The sequence below is a fragment of the Hoeflea sp. AS16 genome (assembly GCF_038900095.1).
GTDB lineage: Bacteria > Pseudomonadota > Alphaproteobacteria > Rhizobiales > Rhizobiaceae > Hoeflea.
Genome location: NZ_JBBMQQ010000004.1, coordinates 271,401 through 292,967 on the forward strand (window position 1 = coordinate 271,401; position 21,567 = coordinate 292,967).

16 protein-coding genes are annotated in these 21,567 nt (G+C 61.5%); 15 read left to right on the forward strand and 1 reads right to left on the reverse strand.

Translation table 11 applies throughout. The features are described from left to right. Positions 1-90: 90 nt before the first annotated feature. The 15 genes from WNY80_RS12775 to WNY80_RS12845 all read left to right on the forward strand — a co-directional run bounded on the left by WNY80_RS12775 (position 91) and on the right by WNY80_RS12845 (position 20,222). Positions 91-777 (forward strand): response regulator transcription factor, encoded by a 687-nt coding sequence (locus WNY80_RS12775; RefSeq protein ID WP_342887764.1) that lies wholly within the window; start codon positions 91-93, stop codon positions 775-777. Beyond that, positions 774-2,156 (forward strand): HAMP domain-containing sensor histidine kinase, encoded by a 1,383-nt coding sequence (locus WNY80_RS12780; protein WP_342887765.1) that lies wholly within the window; start codon positions 774-776, stop codon positions 2,154-2,156. Before WNY80_RS12775 ends, WNY80_RS12780 begins: the two co-directional genes overlap by 4 nt. A 157-nt stretch (positions 2,157-2,313) precedes the next feature. Then, positions 2,314-2,763, forward strand: coding sequence for a hypothetical protein (locus tag WNY80_RS12785; RefSeq protein WP_342887766.1), 450 nt, complete (start codon positions 2,314-2,316; stop codon positions 2,761-2,763). A gap of 281 nt (positions 2,764-3,044) precedes the next feature. Further along, positions 3,045-4,664, forward strand: coding sequence for a c-type cytochrome biogenesis protein CcmI (gene ccmI, locus WNY80_RS12790; protein WP_342887767.1), 1,620 nt, complete (start codon positions 3,045-3,047; stop codon positions 4,662-4,664). After that, positions 4,661-5,131: a cytochrome c maturation protein CcmE gene (ccmE, locus tag WNY80_RS12795; RefSeq protein ID WP_342887768.1), complete on the forward strand. Its 471-nt coding sequence runs from the start codon at positions 4,661-4,663 to the stop codon at positions 5,129-5,131. Before ccmI ends, ccmE begins: the two co-directional genes overlap by 4 nt. 55 nt (positions 5,132-5,186) lie before the next feature. Beyond that, complete coding sequence (locus WNY80_RS12800; RefSeq protein ID WP_342887769.1) at positions 5,187-7,169, forward strand: heme lyase CcmF/NrfE family subunit; 1,983 nt, start codon at positions 5,187-5,189, stop codon at positions 7,167-7,169. A gap of 2 nt (positions 7,170-7,171) precedes the next feature. After that, positions 7,172-7,654 (forward strand): cytochrome c-type biogenesis protein, encoded by a 483-nt coding sequence (locus WNY80_RS12805; protein ID WP_342887995.1) that lies wholly within the window; start codon positions 7,172-7,174, stop codon positions 7,652-7,654. Between the two features lie 49 nt (positions 7,655-7,703). Then, positions 7,704-8,933: a bifunctional alpha/beta hydrolase/OsmC family protein gene (locus tag WNY80_RS12810; RefSeq protein WP_342887770.1), complete on the forward strand. Its 1,230-nt coding sequence runs from the start codon at positions 7,704-7,706 to the stop codon at positions 8,931-8,933. A gap of 204 nt (positions 8,934-9,137) precedes the next feature. After that, the gene (locus WNY80_RS12815) at positions 9,138-10,706 is read left to right on the forward strand and encodes a Do family serine endopeptidase (protein WP_342887771.1); all 1,569 of its coding nucleotides are present in this window, start codon (positions 9,138-9,140) and stop codon (positions 10,704-10,706) included. Positions 10,707-10,870: 164 nt separating this feature from the next. Beyond that, complete coding sequence (locus WNY80_RS12820; RefSeq protein WP_342887772.1) at positions 10,871-11,548, forward strand: response regulator transcription factor; 678 nt, start codon at positions 10,871-10,873, stop codon at positions 11,546-11,548. Between the two features lie 6 nt (positions 11,549-11,554). Next, entirely contained in the window at positions 11,555-12,958 is a 1,404-nt protein-coding gene (locus tag WNY80_RS12825; RefSeq protein ID WP_342887773.1) for a HAMP domain-containing sensor histidine kinase, read from the forward strand. Next, a complete protein-coding gene (locus tag WNY80_RS12830; protein ID WP_342887774.1) occupies positions 12,955-15,981 on the forward strand; it encodes a bifunctional [glutamine synthetase] adenylyltransferase/[glutamine synthetase]-adenylyl-L-tyrosine phosphorylase in 3,027 nt (1,008 codons plus the stop codon). The genes WNY80_RS12825 and WNY80_RS12830 overlap by 4 nt, the downstream gene beginning before the upstream one ends. Before the next feature lie 234 nt (positions 15,982-16,215). Then, complete coding sequence (locus WNY80_RS12835; protein WP_342887996.1) at positions 16,216-18,033, forward strand: methyl-accepting chemotaxis protein; 1,818 nt, start codon at positions 16,216-16,218, stop codon at positions 18,031-18,033. A gap of 260 nt (positions 18,034-18,293) precedes the next feature. Continuing rightward, positions 18,294-19,352 carry a putative zinc-binding metallopeptidase gene (locus WNY80_RS12840; protein WP_342887775.1) on the forward strand — a complete coding sequence of 353 codons (1,059 nt, stop codon included), beginning with the start codon at positions 18,294-18,296 and terminating at the stop codon, positions 19,350-19,352. 483 nt (positions 19,353-19,835) lie between these two features. Then, positions 19,836-20,222: a response regulator gene (locus WNY80_RS12845; protein WP_342887776.1), complete on the forward strand. Its 387-nt coding sequence runs from the start codon at positions 19,836-19,838 to the stop codon at positions 20,220-20,222. A 54-nt stretch (positions 20,223-20,276) separates the two neighbouring features. Here WNY80_RS12845 and WNY80_RS12850 read toward each other — a convergent pair whose 3' ends face one another. Continuing rightward, a complete protein-coding gene (locus WNY80_RS12850) occupies positions 20,277-21,377 on the reverse strand; it encodes a PAS domain-containing sensor histidine kinase (RefSeq protein ID WP_342887777.1) in 1,101 nt (366 codons plus the stop codon). Positions 21,378-21,567: the final 190 nt, after the last annotated feature.

Below are 21,567 nucleotides of genomic sequence, written 5' to 3' on the forward strand. Positions count from 1 at the left end.
CGCGGAAGGTGCGAGTCGGTGCATGGTAAGAGGGCGCGCACTGGCGGTTGTGGCCGGTCGGCGCGAAGACAAACAGCGGGAGCAGTTCACGTGCGCATCTTGATTGTCGAGGATGACAAGGATCTCAATCGCCAGCTGGCCGAGGCGCTGCTGGAGCAGGGCTATGTGGTCGACCGCGCCCATGATGGCGAGGAAGGTCATTTTCTCGGCGACACCGAACCCTATGACGCGGTGATCCTCGATATCGGCCTGCCGGAAATGGACGGCGTGACGGTGCTGGAAAAATGGCGCGCCGACGGCCGTGTGATGCCGGTGCTGATCCTGACCGCACGCGACCGCTGGAGCGACAAGGTCGCCGGCATCGACGCCGGCGCCGATGATTACGTCACCAAGCCGTTTCACGTCGAGGAAGTGCTGGCGCGCATCCGTGCGCTGATCCGCCGTGCCTCCGGGCACGCCTCTTCGGAAATTACCTGCGGTCCGGTCCGTCTCGACACCAAGGCGTCGAAGGCCAGTGTCGACGGAACCACGCTGAAGCTGACCAGCCACGAATTCCGGCTTCTCTCCTACCTGATGCATCACATGGGTGAGGTGGTCTCGCGCACCGAACTGGTCGAGCACATGTATGATCAGGATTTCGACCGCGATTCCAACACCATCGAGGTCTTTGTCGGCCGGCTGCGCAAGAAGATCGGCGTTGAGCTGATCGAGACAGTGCGTGGCCTAGGCTACCGGATGGTTGCGCCGGAAGGCGAGAACAGCGGCAAGTCGGGATGAAGAGCGGCTCACTTACCGCTCGCGTCCTGCTGTTTGCATCGGTCTGGGCAGTGATTGCCCTGGTGGCGATCGCCATCGTCATATCCCAGCTCTATCGCGCCGGCAGCGAGCGCGCCTTTGCGGATTTGCTGCGCGCGCATCTCAACAGCGTCATCAACGCGGTCTCTATCAATGAGGCGGGCCGGCTTTCGGGCAACCCGCAACTGGGCGATTTGGTGTTTGATCAGCCCGGCAGCGGCTGGATCTGGCTGGTTGAACCGCTGGGCGCGCTGGACGGACCGCGTCTGGCCTCGGTTTCAATCGGGGATGAGGAGATAGCTGCGCCATCGGTGAAGACATTGCCGTTCAACGAGCGCTACCAGCGCAGCTATCAGGCCGATGACGGCTTCGGCAACCGGCTCGAAGTCATCGAGACCGAGGTCGAACTGGACAATCAGGGGCATGCGGCGCGCTTCCGCGTCGCCGGCAACCGTGAGGTGCTGGAAGCGGAAATCGCGGCTTTCTCGGCCAATCTCTACCTGGTGTTGGCGCTGTTCGGCATCGGCAGCCTGATCGTCAATGCGATTGCCATTCTCTACGGTCTGCGGCCGCTTGATCATGCCCGGCAGGCGCTGGGCCGCATTCGCGCTGGCGAAGCGCAGCAACTTGATGGCGTCTTTCCCCGCGAGATTGCCCCTCTGGCCGGAGAGATCAACGCGCTGATAGAGGCCAATCATCGCGTCGTCGACCGTGCCCGGATGCAGGTCGGCAACCTTGCCCATTCGCTCAAGACACCGATTGCTGTTCTCATCAACGAATCCCGCGACATGACGCCGGCGCATGCAGCTCTCGTTCGCACCCAGGCCGAAACCATGCAGGCGCAGGTCCAGACCTATCTTGACCGGGCGCGCATCGCAGCCCAGCGCGGCAGTGTCCTGGCGCGCACCGAAGCAGCGCCGGTCATCGAGCGGCTGGTGCGGGTGATGGCCAAGCTCAACCGCGATCTGGATTTTTCCACCGACATCGAACCGCGTGATGCGGTGCTGGCCATGGAAAGCCAGGATCTCGAGGAAGCGCTGGGCAATCTGGTGGAGAATGCCGCCAAGTTCGCACGTCATAAGGTGGTGGTGAGACTTCGGGCGTTACCCGGCACTGAGGGCGAGCGACCGATGATCCGCATCGATATCGACGATGATGGCCCTGGTCTCGACGAGGCAGGGATGCGCGAGGCGATGAAACGAGGACGCCGCCTCGATGAATCCAAGCCCGGCACCGGCCTGGGACTGTCGATTGTCGGAGAGATCGCGTCTGAATACAAAGGCGCGTTTGCGCTGGCGAGAGCCGAAAACGGTGGCCTGTCGGCGCAATTGACGCTGCCGGCGCTGATCACAGAGGCTTGAACCGAAGTGTTCGGATCCCTTGGGCAATGTCCGGTAAGCTCACTCTTTCAGGTGGCTTCGCGTCACAATGCCGCCACAGGAACAAGGCAGGAACCGGGTGCGTGGACATTGTGTGGCCCTGAAGTTCACCCGCACTACAGATGAGGACAACGGCAGAATGGCATATTCGGTCAAGAGTTTGGTACAGTTCGGCATCATTGCCTGCCTGTCGGCGGTGGTCGCCGGCTGCACCGGTACGGGCAAGGTCCGGCCTCTGTCATTTGCCCCGGTCTCGTTGTCGAAGCCTGCTGGCAGCGATTCGATCCTTGCTGCACTCAATGGCGGAATCCTGCCCCCCGATGCCGCCGGCGGCCTGACCGGTCCTGACCGGCTGCGCGCGCTCGAAGCCGAGTACCAGGCTCTCGAAAAGGCTTCGCTCGGCCAGGTCGTTGCCTGGAAAAGCCAGACCAGCGGAACCGCCGGTGAAGTTTCCGCAGGCACACCTTACCAGGTGGGTCAGCAGAATTGCCGCCAATACACCCACAAGGCCACAATCAGGGGCGTGCCGGTGACCGGGCAGGGAGCCGCCTGCCGCAACGATGATGGCAGCTGGACCCCGCTGAGCTGACTTGCCGTCCACTTGGCAGACTGGTTTGATCCGAGTCGCGCTTGAGGCTGCGTGACGGACATGTTTCGCTCAAAGCCTGACAGTGATTCCGGTATCCGCAAAAAATCGGACTTGATTGAGCCCGCCCGGACAGCCAGCTAGATACCAAAGATCAGGATTTTCCGGCCGGTTTTGATCAATGATCGGAAGAAGGGCGCCCGCATACGCGACCAAACGCCCCAATCTTGTTTACAAGGCCGATTGATGTTGGAAAACAAGCAATGCTCGGATATTGAAGCGACATGTTGTTTTGGGTAATCGCCGCCGTCATGACTGCCATTGCGACCCTGGCCCTGCTGGGGCCGGTGGTGCGTGCTCGTTCGGAGGCATCTGAAGCCCCCGAATTGCATGATATCGAAGTCTATCGCGACCAGTTGACCGAGGTCGACCGCGACCTGGCTGATGGACTTGTCGAGCCGGCCCAGGCCGAAGTGGCGAAGACAGAGATCTCCCGCCGGCTGCTGGCAGCCGCGCGCAAGAGCGAGAATGCGGATCCCGACGGCAAGCTGGCCCGCAATCGCGGATGGCGCCGGGCGGCTGCAATTCTGATCGCTCTTTTCATGCCGGTCGCGGCGCTCACAGCCTATCTTGAACTCGGCCAGCCCGGCTTGCCGCAATTGCCGCTTTCGGCGCGGTTGCAGGCTGATCCGCAGACAAATGACATTGCCATGCTGATTGCCAAGGCGGAAAAGCATCTGGCGGACAATCCCGAAGATGGGCGCGGCTGGGACGTGCTTGGCCCGATTTACCTGCGGACCGGGCGTTACGAGGAATCCGCGACAGCGTTCAAGAAGGCGATCTCCATTCTGGGTCCGTCACCGACCCGGCTTGCAAGCCTCGGCGAGGCCCTGTTTTCAGCCGCAGGCGGCATCGTGACCGAAGAAGCCAGCCTGGCGTTCCAGACCGCCCGGGAACTCGATTCGACCGATCCGAGGCCGCAGTTCTTCTTGGCCGTGGCATTGGCCCAGTCGGGCAAGACGACCGAAGCCCGCGCGGCCTTCTCCGGCATGCTGGAAACAGCCCCGGGGGATGCGCCGTGGATCCCGGCCGTTCAAAGCCAGCTTGCCGCATTGCGGACCGATGCAGGAGCAGCTCCATTGTCTGGCGCAGGCGCGGCCGCACCGGGCAATCCCACCGCCGCCGACATTGCTGCCGCGCAGGACATGAGCCCGCAGGATCGGCAGGCGATGATCTCGTCGATGATCAATGGCCTGGAAGCCAAGCTCGCAGACAATCCCGACAACGTCGCCGGATGGCTCAGGCTGGTGCGCTCGCATGTTGTGACCGGAAGCCGCGACAAGGCACAGGCAGCACTCGATCGCGCTTTTGCGGTGTTTGCGCCTGCCGGCCCGGAAAGCCAGCAACTTGGTGCGCTTGCCAACGAGCTCGGCCTGACTGTCACGCCAACGCTTGGCGGCGTTCCGATGGCGCCCGCCGTTCCCGCACAGGAAGAGCCGGCCGTCACGCCGTCGGCCGCAGTGAAAACGCCGTTTATCCTGCCCGCCACCGGCGCCGGTGCTGCCGCCTCGCAGGCCCCGAACGCTGCCCCTCCATCGCCGGCCGCACCGGGTGGGCCGACGAAAGCCGATATCGCCGCAGCCTCGGAAATGTCCGTTGAAGACCGGGCGGCGATGATCCGCACCATGGTGGAATCGCTTGACGCAAAACTGACCGAAAACCCCGACAATCTCCAAGGCTGGCTGCGGCTGGTGCGCTCCTACGCTGTTCTGGGCGATCGCATCGCTGCGCAAACAGCTCTCGACCGGGCCGGAGCAACATTTCCGGGCGACAGCGAAGGCGGCCTTGCCTTGGCTGATCTCGCCGCACAGCTCGGTCTCGAACCCACAGTGGAGGGCCAATGACCCGCAAGCAAAAACGATTGGCGATCATTGCCGCAGGCGCGGTGTTCCTGGCAGCTGCCGCGGCGCTGGTCACATCGGCACTGCGCGAGCAGATCGTCTTCTTCAATTCGCCCACCGATGTCCTGTCCCAGCCATTGGCGCCGGGCACGCGTGTGCGGCTTGGCGGACTGGTCGAAAAGGGATCGGTTGAACGTGGTGAAAATTCCGCGGTGACATTCCTGGTTACTGACACCAATGCCTCGGTCAAGGTTCGCTATGTCGGCATCTTGCCGGATTTGTTCCGGGAAGGGCAGGGCGTGGTTACCGAAGGCACGTTTTCACAGGACGAAGGCACCTTCCTGGCCGATTCCGTTCTGGCCAAGCATGACGAGAATTACATGCCCAAGGAAGTGGCGGATTCGCTGAAGGCGCAAGGCGTCTGGCAGGAAGGCGATCCAACGCCTGGTGTCGGCACACAAACGCAATAGGCCTGACTGCCCTGACTGCAATGCATGCCGCCACGGCATTTGAGGAGATGACGCCATGATCACTGAAATCGGCCATTTCGCCCTGATCCTCGCGCTGGCGACCTCGATCGTCCAGTCGGTCATCCCCCTGATCGGCGCACGCCGGCGTGACGCAGGAATGATGGCGGTCGGCCCGATGGCGGCGCTGACCACGCTGATGCTCATCGCGATCGCCTTCGTTGCGCTGACCAACGCCTATGTGACATCGGATTTCTCGGTCCAGAACGTGGTCGAGAATTCGCATTCGCTCAAGCCGATGCTCTACAAGATCACAGGTGTGTGGGGCAATCACGAAGGCTCGATGCTGCTTTGGGTGCTGATCCTGGCGCTTTTTTCGGCCCTGGTGGCGCTGTTCGGGCGCAACCTGCCCGATACGCTGAAGGCCAATGTGCTCTCGGTCCAGGCCTGGATCACGGTGGCGTTCCTGCTCTTCGTTCTGCTGACCTCCAATCCTTTCCTGCGGCTTGATCCCGCGCCGGTGGAAGGCAATGATCTCAATCCGATCCTGCAGGACATCGGTCTGGCGATCCATCCGCCGATGCTCTATCTCGGCTATGTCGGCTTCTCGATTTCCTTCGCCTTTGCCATTGCTGCACTGATCGAGGGACGCATTGATGCGGCCTGGGCCCGCTGGGTCCGGCCGTGGACGCTGACTGCTTGGATCTTTCTCACCGCCGGCATTTCGATGGGCAGCTACTGGGCCTACTACGAGCTCGGCTGGGGCGGCTGGTGGTTCTGGGACCCGGTCGAAAACGCCTCGTTCATGCCCTGGCTGGTCGGCACCGCGCTACTGCATTCGGCGCTGGTGATGGAAAAGCGCGAGGCGCTGAAGATCTGGACGGTGCTGCTTGCCATCCTGACGTTCTCGTTCTCGCTGCTTGGCACGTTCCTGGTGCGCTCCGGCGTTTTGACATCGGTGCACGCTTTTGCCACCGATCCGGCCCGCGGCGTGTTCATCCTGGGCATTCTGGTTGTTTTCATCGGCGGTGCGCTTGCCCTGTTCGGCTTGCGGGCAGGCACGTTGAAAGCCGGCGGCATGTTTGCCCCGATTTCGCGCGAGGGGGCCCTGGTTCTCAACAATCTGTTCCTGACCACGGCAGCGGCCACAGTGCTGGTTGGCACGTTGTATCCGCTGCTTTTGGAAGCCACCACCGGCACCAAGATCTCCGTTGGTCCTCCCTTCTTCAACCTGACATTCGGCCCGCTGATGGTACCGTTGTTGCTGGCCGTGCCGTTCGGGCCGCTGCTGGCCTGGAAGCGCGGCGATCTGGCAGGCGCTGCACATCGGCTCTATTTCGCTGTCGGCATTTCGCTGCTGGTTGGTCTTGCTGTGGTGTTCCTGCAGACCGGTGCGCCGGTTCTGGCCGGACTTGGGATTGCGCTGGGCGTGTTCCTGATCCTCGGCGCACTGACCGATCTCGCCTTGCGCGCCGGCATCGGCCGGGTTGGGGTGGGCGTCGCATGGAGCCGCCTGACCGGCTTGCCGCGGTCTGCCTTCGGTTCGGCGCTTGGCCATATGGGCTTGGGCGTGACCGTGATCGGTGTCGTTGCCGCAAGCGTGTTTTCAACCGAAACAGTTGTCGCCATGAAGCAGGGTGATATTGCCAGCGCCGGCGGCTATGAACTGCGCTTTGATGGCGTTCGCGACTACAACGGCCCGAATTATTCCGCTCAGTCGGGAGAATTCACCGTATTGCGCGGTGGTGTCGAAGTGGCGCAAATCGCCTCTGCCAAGCGGTTTTACCAGGCCCGGGGAATGCCCACAACGGAGGCCGGAATTCTGACCTTCGGCCCCAGTCAGCTTTATATCGCGCTCGGCGATCCCGAAGCCAATGGCGGCCTCGTGGTCCGCATCTGGTGGAAGTCATGGGTGACTTTCATCTGGTACGGCACCATCATCATGGTGATCGGCGGTATCATGTCGCTGTCTGACAGGCGTCTGCGCATCGGCGCGCCCAACCGGGCCCGCTCGAAGAAATCTGCGGAGGCTTCGGCATGATCGTGCTGCGTCAGGTTCTGGCTGCATTCCTTCTGACGCTGGCCCTGATCGGTCCGGCGCTTGCCGTCAATCCTGACGAGGTGCTGGACGATCCGGCGCTCGAGGCGCGGGCGCGCGCCCTGTCGCTCGAATTTCGGTGCCTGGTCTGCCAGAACCAATCGATCGACGATTCCAACGCCGAACTCGCCCGGGATTTGCGGCTCCTGGTGCGTGAACGCCTGGTGGCGGGCGACAGCGATCAGGACGTGATCGATTATGTTGTGTCGCGTTACGGTGAGTTCGTGCTGCTCAAGCCGCGCTTCTCGGTGCAAACGCTGCTTCTGTGGGGGGCGCCGATAGGGATCTTTCTGATCGGCGCGGGCGTCATGCTGGTCAACAGCCGGGGCCGCGACAAGACGGTCACTTCTGGCGGTGGCAACTCACTTAGCGAAGCCGAACAAGCCGAGCTCGCGAAAGTGTTGAAAGACCGTGATCGCGAAGTTTGATAAGACCGCCCCAGTATGACGAGCCGATATCTGGATAAAGGGGCACAACATGACGGCGCAAACGATCAAGGCGGAATTCGAAGGCCACTCCGGCGCCAAGCTGGCCGCAAGGCTTGATTTTCCGGCCGGCGAGATCCGGGCCTGGGCATTGTTTGCCCATTGCTTCACCTGCTCCAAGGACACGCTTGCGGCCAAGAGGATCTCGGGCGAATTGGCCCGGGCAGGCATCGCCGTCATGCGGTTTGACTTTACCGGCCTGGGGTCGAGCGACGGTGAATTCGCCTCGACCAATTTCTCTTCCAATCTCGAAGACTTGCGCTCCGCCGCCGAATGGCTGGCCGTGCACTACGATGCGCCGGAAATCCTCGTCGGGCATTCCCTGGGAGGCGCAGCGGTGCTGGCGATCGCGGGCGAACTCAAGTCGGTCAAGGCCGTCGCCACCATCGGGGCGCCCTCCGAGGCAAGCCATGTGATCCACAATTTCAAGGACCATGTTGACGAGATCCACACCAGCGGCGAGGCAGAGGTCGATCTGGGTGGCCGTACATTCACGATCAAGCGGCAATTCATCGACGACCTCAATGCCAGCAATCTGTCCGAACGGATCAGCCACATGAAGAAGGCGCTGCTGATCCTGCATGCGCCGCGTGATGCGGTGGTCGGCATCGACAACGCCGCAGCGATTTTCACCGCGGCGCGTCATCCCAAGAGTTTCGTTTCGCTGGATGGTGCGGACCATTTGCTGACCAAGCAGGCCGATGCGAATTATGTCGCCGATGTCATTGCCTCATGGGTGTCGCGCTACCTGCCAGCCGAAGCGCCGCGCACGGAAGACGAGGCGGTCGAGGATGTGGTCGTCGGCGAAACCGGGCAGGGGCGTTTTCAGGTCTCGGTTCAGGCCGGGCCGCACCGGTTTCTTGCCGATGAGCCTGCCGATGTCGGTGGTTCTGACACCGGTCCGTCGCCTTACGATCTGATGTCGGCGGCACTTGGCGCCTGCACCGCCATGACCCTGCGCATGTATGTGCGGCTCAAGAAACTCGATCTTGGCCTTGTGACGGTGAAGGTCAGCCACAACAAGGTACATGCGGCGGATTGCCTGGAATGCACCGATGAGGAACGGGCCAATGGCGGCAAGATCGACCGGTTCGAAAGGATCATCTCGATCGATGGCGGCACGCCCGACGCGCTTGCCGACAAGATCGCCGAGATCGCCGGAAAATGCCCGGTCCACCGCACGCTCGAGCATGGCGCCAAGGTGGTAACGAAAGTCCGCTGACCGGCTCTTGCACACCTGCTCCCGGGATCGATCGGTCACCGTGTCCGGTAATTCCGGAGCGCCGGGGCTGGAATGTGGCGAACACAAGGCGGCGAACATTACAAAGGTTTAATGATCCGGAAAGCTTGCCGTAACCGCAATCGGCCTATCTCTTTTCCTCAAGAGCCGGATGAACGGCTTTGCCAACAAACAAGAGGTTGAGACATGTCGAAAACGCCACGCAGATTTTCCAAGGGGTTCCTGAGCACAACCGCCATTGCCGGTATCGCAGCTGCGCTTCTTGCCACGGGCGTTCCCGCGCCGATCTCGGGTGCCTTCGCTGACGCTGTCCGCGTTGAGGCCCCGCAGGCGCCAAGCTTCGCCGATGTCGTCCAGGCCGTCTCGCCTGCCGTCGTATCGGTCCGGGTGCAGGCGGAAGTCAAGCCGGTCTCCAATGACGGTGGCTTCAGCTTCGATTTCAATGGCAAGGGTTTCGAGGACCTGCCTGACGACCATCCGATGAAGCGCTTCTTCGACCAGTTCAGCCGTGGTTTCGGTGATCAGCCGCGCGGCAAGGACGACCGCCGTGCAGAGCGTGACCGCCGCGGATCCGATGGCAAACCCCGCCCTGGCCGGGTGCGTCCGGTGAGCCAGGGCTCGGGCTTCTTCATCTCCGAAGATGGACTGCTGGTCACCAACAACCATGTTGTTGAAGATGGCTCCGCCTTCACCGTCATCATGGATGACGGCACGGAGCTCGACGCCAAGCTGATCGGCCGCGACAGCCGCACCGACCTGGCCGTGCTCAAGGTCGAGGAAGACCGCAAGTTCACCTATGTCGACTTCGCCGACGATTCCAAGATCCGCGTTGGTGACTGGGTCGTGGCCGTGGGCAACCCCTTCGGTCTTGGCGGCACCGTTACCGCAGGCATCGTTTCGGCGCGTGGCCGTGATATCGGCGCCGGCCCCTACGACGATTTCATCCAGGTGGATGCCGCCGTCAACCGCGGCAACTCCGGTGGCCCGACCTTCAACCTCAATGGTGAAGTGATCGGCATCAACACCGCCATCTTCTCGCCTTCCGGCGGCAATGTCGGCATCGCGTTTGCGATTCCCGCCTCCACGGCCCGTGCCGTGGTCGAAGATCTGATCAAGGACGGTTCGGTCGAACGTGGCTGGCTCGGCGTGCAGATCCAGCCGGTAACCGCCGACATCGCCGAATCTCTCGGTCTCGCCGAAGCCGAAGGTGCGCTGGTGACTGCGCCCCAGGACGATGCGCCCGCCGCCAAGGCCGGCATCGAGGCCGGTGACGTGGTGACTGCCGTCGATGGCGACAAGGTCAAGGATCCCCGTGATCTTGCCAAGAAGATCGCCGCCATGGATCCGGGCAAGGACGTCGACATCACGGTCTGGCGCAACGGCAAGAGCGAGAACGTGAAGGTCGAACTGGGTGTCCTGCCGACGGAAGTGGCTGCACTTTCCCCCGATCAGGACAACGGCCCGTCCGCGCCCCAGGCCGAGGCAACTCTCGACAGCTTTGGCCTGACCGTGGTTCCCGCTGAAACCGGTACCGGCCTGGTGATCACCTCGGTTGCGCCTGACAGTGCTGCTGAAGAACGCGGCCTGCGCGCCGGCGATGTCATCATCGCGGTCAACAACCAGGATGTGTCCAAGGCTTCCGACGTGGTCGGCATTATCGATGCCGCTGCAAAGGATGGGCGAAAGGCAGCCCTGTTTCAGGTCGAGAACGAGAACCGTTCGCGCTTCGTCGCCCTGCCGATCGATCAGGGCTGAGTTCATACCTGAGCTTGTCACTCCCGGTTCTTTGCAAGAAGGACCGGGGGAAACAACGCGGCGGCTTGCCCCTATGAGCCGCCGCGTTTTTGTGTTGTGTACCCGCCAGCCGGCGTCCGCTGCCAAAGGCTTGCGGGATGGGGGTGAACCGGTAGGATTATGCAATGAAGATTCTGATCATCGAAGACGACCTCGAAACCGCCGCCTACCTGTCCAAGGCCTTCCGCGAGGCGGGGATCACCGTTGATCACGCCAGCGATGGCGATTCAGGCTACTTCCTGGCGTCGGAGAACAGCTATGACGTGCTGGTGGTGGATCGGATGCTGCCCAAGCGCGACGGATTGTCGATCATCAGCGAGTTGCGCAGCAAGGGCGATGACACGCCTGCGCTCATTCTCTCTGCCCTTGGGCAGGTCGATGACCGGGTCACCGGCCTGCGCGCCGGCGGTGACGATTATCTGACCAAGCCCTACGCCTTCTCCGAGTTGCTCGCCCGGGTCGAGATCCTCGGACGTCGCAAGGGCGGCCGCGAGCAGGAAACCACATACCGTGTCGGCGATCTTGAACTTGATCGCTTGAGCCATGAGGTTCGCCGTGCCGGTCAGCCGATCCCGTTGCAGCCGCGCGAATACCGCCTGCTCGAATATCTGATGAAGAATGCCGGCCAGGTGGTCACCCGCACCATGCTGCTCGAGCATGTCTGGGACTATCATTTCGACCCGCAGACCAATGTTATCGATGTCCACATCTCGCGGTTGAGGTCGAAGATCGAAAAGGATTTCGGCGAGCCGTTGCTGCGCACCGTGCGCGGTGCCGGCTACATGATGAAAGCCGGAGGCTGATTGCCCATGTCCCGGCTTCGCGCCATGCTCTCGACGACGGCTGTCCGCCTGTCGGCTCTCTATCTCGGACTGTTCGCGCTCTGCGCCGTGGCGCTTGTGTTCTATGTCACCGCGATCTCCGAAGGCATGCAGCGCGACCGGACCCAAGATGCCATTGCCAACGAATTGCGCATCGTCGCCGCCGCCTATCGCGGCGGCGGCGTGGCCGGCCTTGTCCGCATCATCGAGCGCCGCTCGCGCCAGCCCGGCGCCAATCTGTACGCGATTGCCACGCCGACGGGTGAACTGATCGCCGGCAACATCGCATCGTTGCAGCCCGGTGTTCTGGATGCCGAAGGCTGGAGTGCGCTTCCCTTCCGCTACGAACGCATCGGCGAAACCGCCAACGAAAATCACCGGGCCCTGGCGCAGGTGGTGTTCCTGCCCAACGGCATGCGGCTGATGGTCGGCCGGGACCTGGGCGAGCGCGAGCAGGTGCGCGGCCTGGTGCGGCAGGCGCTGGTGATGGCGCTGGCGATCATGTTCGCAGGCGCATTGGCGATCTGGTTCTTCGTCGGGCGGCGAGCGCTCAAGCGCATCGACCACATGTCGGAAGCGAGCAAGAAGATCCTTGCCGGCGACCTGTCGCAACGCTTGCCGGTCAATGGCTCGGGCGACGAGTTCGACCGGTTGAGCCAGTCGCTGAACACCATGCTGGGCCGCATCGAACGGCTCAACGAAGGGCTGCGGCAGGTGTCAGACAACATCGCGCACGATCTCAAGACACCGCTGACCAGGCTTCGAAACCGGGCCGAAGCAGCGCTGGTGGATGACGGCAGCCCGGCCGCCCGGCAGGAGGCGCTCGAGCAGATGATTGCCGACAGCGACCAGCTGATCCGCACCTTCAATGCGCTTTTGATGATCAGCCGCGTCGAGGCCGGATCATCGACGGCGCAGATGAGCGATGTCGATCTTTCCGGACTGGCTCAGGACGCGACCGAACTCTATGAGCCGCTGGCCGAGGAGGAGGGGGTAAAGCTCACCGCGCAGATAACACCCGGCCTGACCATCCGCGGCAATCGCGAACTTCTGGCGCAATCGCTGTCCAACCTGATCGACAACGCCATCAAGTATGTGGGCGATGTGCCCGAGCCCGAGATCGTGGTCACGCTCAGCCGGTCTGGCAACGAGGTGCGGCTGGCGGTCAGCGACAACGGCCCCGGTGTTCCCGCCAACCGGCGCGAGGATGTGGTCAAGCGCTTCGTGCGTCTGGATGAAAGCCGTTCAAAACCTGGCACCGGACTTGGATTGAGCCTTGTCCGTGCCGTTGCGGCGCTGCATGGTGGGCAATTGCTACTCGATGACGCGCAGCCTGAAGCCACGGAAAATCCGGGTCTCGCCGCGATCATGGCGCTTCCGGGGGAGACATGACAGACACGCCAGAAACGGGATCGCTTGCCGGTCTCACCAAGAGCCCCATTCGCGCGCCGTCGCAGAACGCCGCCAAATCTGTTGCGGCCGATCTCAAGCCGCTTGCTGCCGATCACCCCGAGATTGCCGCCATTCTGTCTACCGACGGCGCACCGCGCGATTTTCTGCTCGCAGCGCTTGCCCTCTCGCCCTATCTGCGCGAGATCGCGTTGATGGACCCTCAATCCCTGGCGCTTGCGGTATCCGTTCCTGCACCGTACCTGGTTGCGAAAACCATCGAGGAAGCACGCGCCTGCTGGAAAAATGAAGAGGGCGCGCTTGCCTCCGAGGCGGAACTGATGCGGGATTTGCGCCGCGCCAAGCGGCGCGTTTCGCTGACGCTGGCCCTGCATGATCTGGCACGGCTGATCGATGCGAGGCATACCACGGCGGCACTGAGCGACCTTGCCGACGTTGCCCTGTCAGCGGCATTCGACCATCTGCTGCGCGGCGGCCATGAGGCGGGCAAGCTTGCACTGCCGGACCCGGAAAATCCGTGTGAGAAATCCGGCCTGATCGTGCTTGGCATGGGCAAGCATGGCGCCCGCGAGCTCAACTACTCTTCCGATATCGATATCGTGGTGTTCTTTGATCCCGATGCAGGCGTGGTGCGTGACCGCGACGAGGCAGGCGAGATTTTTGCCCGCATGGTGCGGCGGCTGGTGCGGATCATGCAGGAGCGCACCGGCGACGGCTATGTTTTCCGCACCGACTTGCGGCTGAGGCCCGATCCCGGCTCGACGCCGCTGGCTTTCCCGGTTGAAGCGGCGATGAACTATTATGAAAGCCGCGGCCAGAACTGGGAACGTGCGGCCTACATCAAGGCCCGACCGGTGGCCGGAGACATCGGCGCCGGCGAGCGTTTCCTCAAGGAACTGGTGCCGTTCGTCTTCCGCAAGTATCTCGATTTTGCCGCCATAGCGGACATTCATTCGATCAAGCGGCAGATCCACGCCCATCGTGGCTTTGGTGACATTGCGGTCAAGGGCCACAACGTCAAGCTCGGGCGCGGCGGCATCCGGGAGATCGAGTTCTTCGTTCAGACCCAGCAACTGATTGCCGGCGGGCGGATGCCGAAACTCAGGCTGCGCCGCACCGACGAGATGCTGGTGGCGCTGGCCCGCGCCCGCTGGATCGACACCGCCACCGCCCGGCTGCTGGTGGAAAGCTACTGGTATCTCAGGGATGTCGAACACCGCATCCAGATGCTGCGCGACGAGCAGAGCCACACTCTGCCCGAAAGCGAGGCCGAACTCGCCCGCATCGCACTGATGATGGGAGAAGCCGACACCGCCAGTTTCGGCAAGACCTATGTTTCGGTGCTTGCCAGGGTGGAAGAATGTTATGCAGAGCTGTTCGAGAAGGAGCAGGGGCTTTCCGGCGGTATCGGCAACCTCGTCTTCACCGGCGACGACGATGATCCCGGCACGCTCAAGACGCTCGCCGATCTCGGGTTCGAGCGGCCGTCCGACATCGCCCGCATCATCCGCACCTGGCATTATGGCCGCTACCGCGCCACCCAGTCGGTCGAGGCGCGGGAACGCCTGACCGAACTGACGCCGGAACTTCTCAAGGTGTTTGGCGCTACCAAGCGCGCCGACGAGGCGCTGATCCGCTTCGATGCATTCCTGTCCGGACTGCCCGCCGGCATCCAGCTGTTTTCGCTGATCGGCAACAACCCCGGCCTGATGTCGCTGATGGTGACGATCATGGCCTCCGCGCCGCGTCTGGCCGACATCATCTCGCACAAGCCGCACGTTTTTGACGGCATGCTCGATCCGGGCCTGATGGCGGAATTGCCGACACGGGCTTATCTCGCCGAACGGTTGGAGAGTTTCCTTGAAGGCGCCAGCGCCTATGAGGAGATCCTTGACCGGTTGCGGATTGTCGCCCTGGAACAGAAATTCCTCATCGGCGTGCGCCTGCTTACCGGTGCGATTTCGCCCGAGCGCGCCGCGCGCAGCTTTTCGCATCTCGCCGATTTGATCATCGGCGCCGCGCTGGAAGCGGTGCAGGAAGGCATGGAAGAGGCGCATGGCAAGGTGCCCGGAGGCCGTGTCGCCGTGCTCGGCATGGGCAAGCTCGGAAGCTACGAGCTGACCGCCGGTTCCGACATCGACATCATCCTGCTCTATGACCATGATCCCGACGCGGATGAATCCGACGGCCCCAAGCCGCTGGATCCGGTGCGCTATTATACCCGCATGACCCAGCGGCTGGTCACCGCGCTGTCGGCGCCCACCGCGGAAGGGATCCTCTACGAGGTGGATCTCAGGCTGCGCCCGTCCGGAAACAAGGGCCCGGTGGCGACTTCGGTGCGGGCGTTCTCCAAGTACCAGGCGGAAGAAGCCTGGACCTGGGAGCACATGGCGCTTACCCGGGCCCGCGCCGTGGCCGGCGAGGCGAGCTTGTGCAGCGAAGCCCGGGCGCTGATCGATGACGTGCTGGCAAGGCCGCGCGATCGGACAAAGCTGCTGCAGGACCTGACCGAAATGCGCGGGCTGATCGAACAGGAAAAGCCGCCGCGCGATATCTGGGACGTCAAGCTGATCCCCGGCGGGCTGATCGACATCGAGTTTATCGCCCAGTATCTCTTGCTCAGTGCCCGCGCCGACGGCTGGTTGCCGGCGCCGGAAGACGACGGGGCCGCCGGGCTGCTGGTCGGGGCTGACCCTGACCAGAAAGCCCAGGCCATCGACCACAATGAATGCACCAGCACGGATGCGACGCTGAAGACGCTCGGCCCCGATGCATTGGGTGAGGAAGTGACCGAAAGCCTGCGGACCGCGCTGGCGCTGTGGAGCGGTCACGCCCAGATCGTGCGGCTGTGTACGGAGGGCGATTTCGCTCCGAGGGAAGCTCCCGCCGGCTTGATAGACCTCGTCATACGCGCCGGACAGGCGCCGGACCTGGCAAGCCTGGAGGCCGACTTCAAGGCCACCACCAAGCGTATCCGGGCGATCTTCAGGCAGGTGACGGGCTAAGGCCACCGCTCCTTGATCGTTTCACTTTGGAACATGATTTCCGGGTTTGAAGCCCAATGTTGGTCGGTTTTTGGAAGTCGGAGCCCGAAATATTGCTGCCGGATGATTAAATATGAGATTTTGTCGCTTTATTTGTGATTTTTGAGAATCCCGTTTTCAGCCATTGTTAACGCCGTCATGACCTATTGCTGAACAGACTCAGTGTTTTTCTCAAAAGGTCGGAATGCAGCAATGATGAAGAACTTCAATATTTCTACGAGGCTGTATTTCCTCGTTGGCCTGGCCCTGGCGGTGTTCACCGCCGCTGCCGTCTACCAGCTCTATGATTCCCAGAATTCCATGGTCGTCGAGCGCAAGGCCAAGCTCAAGGCTATGAACGAGACCATCGTGACCATGCTCCAGCACTTCAAGGACATGGAAACATCCGGCGAGTTGACGACTGAAGAGGCCCAGACCCAGGCAATGGCCGCTGTCCGGCCCATGCGCTATGAAGGCAATGGCTACTTCTGGATCAACGACATGGAAAACTTCATGTTGATGCATCCCTTCAGCGCCACGCTTGAAAAAAACGATCTGTCCGACCTTGAAGATGCCAACGGCAAGAAATTCTTCCAGGAATTCATCAATGTCGTGAAGGCCAATGGCGAAGGATTCGTCGATTACTACTGGAACAAGCCTGGTGAAGAGGAACCAGCCCTCAAGTATTCCCACGTGCAGGGTTTCAAGCCCTGGGGCTGGGTTGTCGGCACCGGCGTCTATGCCGATGACCTCGCGGTTCTGTTCCGTCAAAATGCAACAACAACGGCTGTCACTCTCGGTCTTGGTGCGCTGGCGATCCTGCTGATGGCCTATGCAACGGTCCGCAGCGTGGTCAATCCGATCTGCAGCCTCAACGCGACCATGCAGGCAATCGCCCGCGATGATGCCAGCGGTGAGGTGCCTGGAACCGACCGCAAGGATGAAATCGGCGAAATGGCCTCTTCTGTTCTGGTTCTGCGAGATTCCGTGCGTGAGCGTGCCCAGATGCGGGTCCGCGAAGCCGAGCAGCAGCAGCAGCTTGATGCCGAGCGCGAAGACGGTGTCCGCCGCCAGGAAAGCATCAGCCAGTCGCAGGCCGATGTGATGGCCAAGCTCGGCGGTGCTCTCGAGAAGCTGGCCAGCGGCGACCTGACGGTCCAGATCGACAACATCGCGCCGGAATATGCAAAGCTCAGGGACGACTTCAACCGGGCTGTTTCCGCACTCGGCGATGTCATCACCGCAATTGCGCAGTCGACCGATGTGGTCAACTCCAGTGCCGACGGCATTTCCGAAGCGGCCAACAACCTGTCGCAGCGGACCGAACAGCAGGCGGCTTCGCTCGAGGAAACCGCAGCAGCGCTCGACGAAATCACCTCGACGGTGCGCGGCTCCTCCGAGCGTGCGGCAGAAGCCAACCGCATGGTCGGCGAAACCCGTCAGAGCACCGACAAGTCCGGCAAGATTGTCACCGAGGCAATCTCGGCGATGACCCGGATCAAGGACGAATCGGACCGCATCGGCAAGATCATCGGCGTGATCGACGAGATCGCCTTCCAGACCAACCTGCTTGCCCTCAACGCCGGCGTCGAAGCTGCCCGTGCGGGTGAGGCGGGCCGCGGCTTTGCAGTTGTTGCCCAGGAAGTGCGAGAACTCGCCCAGCGCTCGGCAACGGCAGCCCAGGAAATCAAGCAGTTGATTTCCAGCTCCGCCAACGAGGTCCAGAACGGCGTGTCGCTTGTCCAGTCGACCGGTGAGGCCCTCTCTGAAATCGAGAAGTTCGTCACCCAGGTCAACGAGCAGGTCAACTCGATTGCCACTGCCGCCCGCGAACAGGCCAATGCGCTTGCCGAGGTCAACACCGCCGTCAACCAGATGGATCAGATGACCCAGCAGAACGCGGCCATGGTGGAAGAGACCAGTGCGGCGAGCATGACGCTGACGCAGGAAAGCGCGCAGCTGACTTCGATGCTGCGCAACTTCCGCCTGCCGCAGATCGGCGGACACGGCCAGCAAGGCCGCCGCGCCGCCTGAAGCCGGTCATAAATTACCGGACTGAAACTAAAACCGGCGTCTGCAGTGTGTTGCAGGCGCCGGTTTTTTTGTCTGACGATGGCCACTCCATCCCGCGAAGTGCCTTGTCACGGCTGATGAAGCGATCAAGAGTGTGGCGCCGCGGGAACCGTTTTCCATGCCGCACGTTCAGGCAAACCGGGCATGTTTGACTTGGTGAGCCAAAGTCCGCCCAACCTGATATGATCGCCGACACCAACCCAGCCCGAGGGATTTGCCCGATGCGCCGCTATGCCTGCCCCAATTGCGCCAACGAAGTGCATTTCCGCAACACCGAATGCGTCAACTGCCATTCGCGGCTTGGGTATGTGCCCGCGCGCGACCAGATGTTTTCCACCGGTGCGGACGACAGCCAATGGCACGACGGCGCCACCGCCTACAATGCCTGCGCCAACCGGCCGGTGATATCGTGCAACTGGCTGGTGGCGGAGGAAGAGGCGGAAGAGCATTGCCTGAGCTGCCGTCACACCCTGGTCATCCCGGATCTCTCGTCGGGTGAAAACCGCGATCACTGGGCCGCGCTAGAGGAAGCCAAGCGACGGCTGTTCTATTCGATCGAGAAATTCCGGCTTGGTGTCGGTGATCTTGTCAACGAGCCGGACACGGCGTTGCGCTTTGAATTCAAGGCCGATGTGCCCTCGCGCGACGGCAAGACAAAGCGCGTGCTCACCGGCCATGATCACGGCCTGATCACCATCAATGTCGCCGAGGCCGACGATCCCATCCGCGAGAAATACCGCAAGGCGATGGGGGAGCCATACCGCACCCTGATCGGTCATTTCCGCCACGAGATTGGCCATTACTACTGGGACCATCTGGTCTGGAACACGCCGAAACTCGAGCCCTATCGCGCCATCTTCGGCGACGAGCGCGAGGACTACGGCGAGGCGCTCAAGCGGCATTATGAGAAGGGCGCACCGGCCGGATGGGAAGCAACCCATGTCAGCTCCTATGCCTGCGCCCATTCCTGGGAGGATTTCGCCGAGACCTGGGCGCATTACTTCCATATTGTCGATGGACTTGAGACAGCCGGATGGTACGGGCTTGACGGTCACACACCCGATGCCGGCCTGCACCGGACACCGGGCGGCTGGTCCGATGCCGGACCTTATGGCGCAGCCGAGTTCAAGCCGCTGATGGACGCCTGGGTGCCATTGACGGTGGCAATGAACGCCATGAACCGCTCTATCGGTCTGGGCGATTTCTATCCCTTCGTGCTTTCCGACACCATTTTCGCAAAGCTCGAATTCATCCACGGCCTGATCCACGACCGCCGATGAAAGATCGTATTCGTGACCAGCGGATCGAAAAGCGATTTGGTGGCGGGCGGCCGGACCAGCGGCGATAAGCCCGGAATTGCATGGAAACGGTGCCGATTATAAAGCAACGGCTGAAAGCAATCCACACCTGATCAGGGACGTGGCGCGGATAAACTGTGTCATGGTCGGTTCCATGCCGTTCATCACGGATCCGATGACTATACAATACAGGACTGAAACAATATGTCAGTTCCTGGCGCAGTGAAAACCGTGATATGCGCAGCAAATCATCTTGATTGGCGCGGTGTCGAGAAGCGGATTAACCGTTGGTTTCCGTGATTTGTACATGCGTGAAAGTGTTGTGGCGTAGGCATGAGAAGATGTGGGAACAAGTCATAATATGAACCAGAATGGCGTGTTTCTAAGCTTTTGAGAAACCCTGGCATGAGTGATCGGTAATTTGTCCTGCGCCGGGCGCGGGCAGGTTTGCCGATTGGAGACGGTATGAACAAGAAAGTGGTTGTCGTCGACGACAGCGAATTTGACATCTCCATGTTGCGTCGCGGCTTGCGCACTGCCGGTGCGAACATCGATCTCATCGAGGTCAATGACAGCGGCAAGGCAGTCAGTGTTATCTCCAGCGAGGAACCTGTCCTGGCCATCCTGGACGTGAGCATGCCGGTTCTGGATGGGTTCGAGGTTCTCTCTGCGGTCCGCTCGGATGACCGGCTGCAGGAAATGCGGGTGCTGATGTTGTCGGGGTCCACGTCGATGACCGACCGGCTCAAGGCTGAGCAAATGGGCGTGGACTGGTACCGGGTCAAACCCGAAACTCTCGATGGCTATTACCAGTTGGGGGCGGAGATCATCAAACTCGTTCAGCCCGAGTAACCGGTGCGTCACTGACCCGGTCCGGACTGCGGGGCAGGGCAGCTGCTGCAGGCATTATTTCGCTGCGCCCGGACATGCATCGGCTTGAGCGATGGTCGCGTCGATGGTCCAGCAAATGGTGGCGCCTTTGCCAAGTTCCGGCTCCCCGATCCATACCTTTCCACCCCGGGACGTAGCCAGTCTCGCGACCGTTTCGAGGCCAAAGCCCTTGTCCGGATCCGCGGTCGCGGGTTTGGCCAGGTTGAGGGCGGAATCCGGATCGGCGAAACCCGGCCCGTCATCCGAAACCCGCACTTCCAGCATGTTCTCGGCCGCATCGGACTGTTTCAGCTCGATCAGGATTCTTGAGCGGGCATGTTTGATCGCATTGTCGAGGATATTGCGCAGTTCAACCTGCAACGCGACGGCCTCAACCAGGATATGCGCTTCCGGGTAGCTCACCTTGATACGGGACATGGGGTCGAGGATTGCCACCAGGTCCGCACAGAGATGGCCGAAATCCACCACGGTCTTGGTGTCGGATTCGCCGATGAAGGAGCGGGCGTGACGCAGCACCTCATCCAGTTTCTCCAGCGCCCGCGCCGCCACATCCTTGATCATTGTCAGCAGTTCGGGCTTGCCGTCACCGAAATCCTCGAACCCGTCTTCCACCAGTTCTGTGACCAGATTGATTTGCCGCAAGGGGCCGCGCAGGTCATGGGCCGCCAGGGCCGTGAACAGGCTGATTTCCTCGCTCAGGCGTTTGGTTTCCATCACCGAGTCGAGCGAATTGAATTGCCGCTCCTTGTAGGCCGTGATGTCTTCGGTAATGCCGATGATTCCCACCACGGCTCCATCGTCGCCAAACACCGGTGACAGCGTGGTCAGCCACCAGGTTTCCCCGGTCTCCAGATTGAGCAGTTCCTCGTATTTGTGCAATGCGCGCGTATCGACGCACTTGGCGTAATTGGCGCTCAACGTATCGGCCGTGCGCACAGGCAGAACGTCGTGTATCCGCTGCCCCTTGAGCTGCTCGTTGGTCAGCGTGGTCACGGATGTATAGTACGAATTCACACCGCGAAAGACGAATTCTCCAGCTTCATTCAGGTCGATCAGGAAGGCTAGAAAACACAAGTGGTCCATCACCTGTTCGAACTGGCTTCTGACATCAGTCATGAAGTCTTCAACTGCATGGACGGCTACCCCTGTTTCCTGCCCCGAATGCCTGGTCCACGGCGAGGGACATTGATCCGCGAATCAAAATTCGCTGCTTATTCAAGATAAGTAAAGTAAAAAACAACTACTATATATCGTGCATATTCTGACAATAGGCCGCACAATCTGGTTTGTGGTATCCGGTTAGGGG

What these genes read in the sequence shown, in the direction of transcription:
- WNY80_RS12780 (WP_342887765.1), top strand. Translation starts at nt 774, where the DNA reads ATGAAGAGCGGCTCACTTACCGCTCGCGTCCTGCTGTTTGCATCGGTC.
- WNY80_RS12785 (WP_342887766.1), top strand. Translation starts at nt 2,314, where the DNA reads ATGGCATATTCGGTCAAGAGTTTGGTACAGTTCGGCATCATTGCCTGC.
- ccmI (WP_342887767.1), top strand. Translation starts at nt 3,045, where the DNA reads ATGTTGTTTTGGGTAATCGCCGCCGTCATGACTGCCATTGCGACCCTG.
- ccmE (WP_342887768.1), top strand. Translation starts at nt 4,661, where the DNA reads ATGACCCGCAAGCAAAAACGATTGGCGATCATTGCCGCAGGCGCGGTG.
- WNY80_RS12800 (WP_342887769.1), top strand. Translation starts at nt 5,187, where the DNA reads ATGATCACTGAAATCGGCCATTTCGCCCTGATCCTCGCGCTGGCGACC.
- WNY80_RS12810 (WP_342887770.1), top strand. Translation starts at nt 7,704, where the DNA reads ATGACGGCGCAAACGATCAAGGCGGAATTCGAAGGCCACTCCGGCGCC.
- WNY80_RS12815 (WP_342887771.1), top strand. Translation starts at nt 9,138, where the DNA reads ATGTCGAAAACGCCACGCAGATTTTCCAAGGGGTTCCTGAGCACAACC.
- WNY80_RS12820 (WP_342887772.1), top strand. Translation starts at nt 10,871, where the DNA reads ATGAAGATTCTGATCATCGAAGACGACCTCGAAACCGCCGCCTACCTG.
- WNY80_RS12825 (WP_342887773.1), top strand. Translation starts at nt 11,555, where the DNA reads ATGTCCCGGCTTCGCGCCATGCTCTCGACGACGGCTGTCCGCCTGTCG.
- WNY80_RS12830 (WP_342887774.1), top strand. Translation starts at nt 12,955, where the DNA reads ATGACAGACACGCCAGAAACGGGATCGCTTGCCGGTCTCACCAAGAGC.
- WNY80_RS12835 (WP_342887996.1), top strand. Translation starts at nt 16,216, where the DNA reads ATGAAGAACTTCAATATTTCTACGAGGCTGTATTTCCTCGTTGGCCTG.
- WNY80_RS12840 (WP_342887775.1), top strand. Translation starts at nt 18,294, where the DNA reads ATGCGCCGCTATGCCTGCCCCAATTGCGCCAACGAAGTGCATTTCCGC.
- WNY80_RS12845 (WP_342887776.1), top strand. Translation starts at nt 19,836, where the DNA reads ATGAACAAGAAAGTGGTTGTCGTCGACGACAGCGAATTTGACATCTCC.
- WNY80_RS12850 (WP_342887777.1), bottom strand. Translation starts at nt 21,377, where the DNA reads ATGACTGATGTCAGAAGCCAGTTCGAACAGGTGATGGACCACTTGTGT.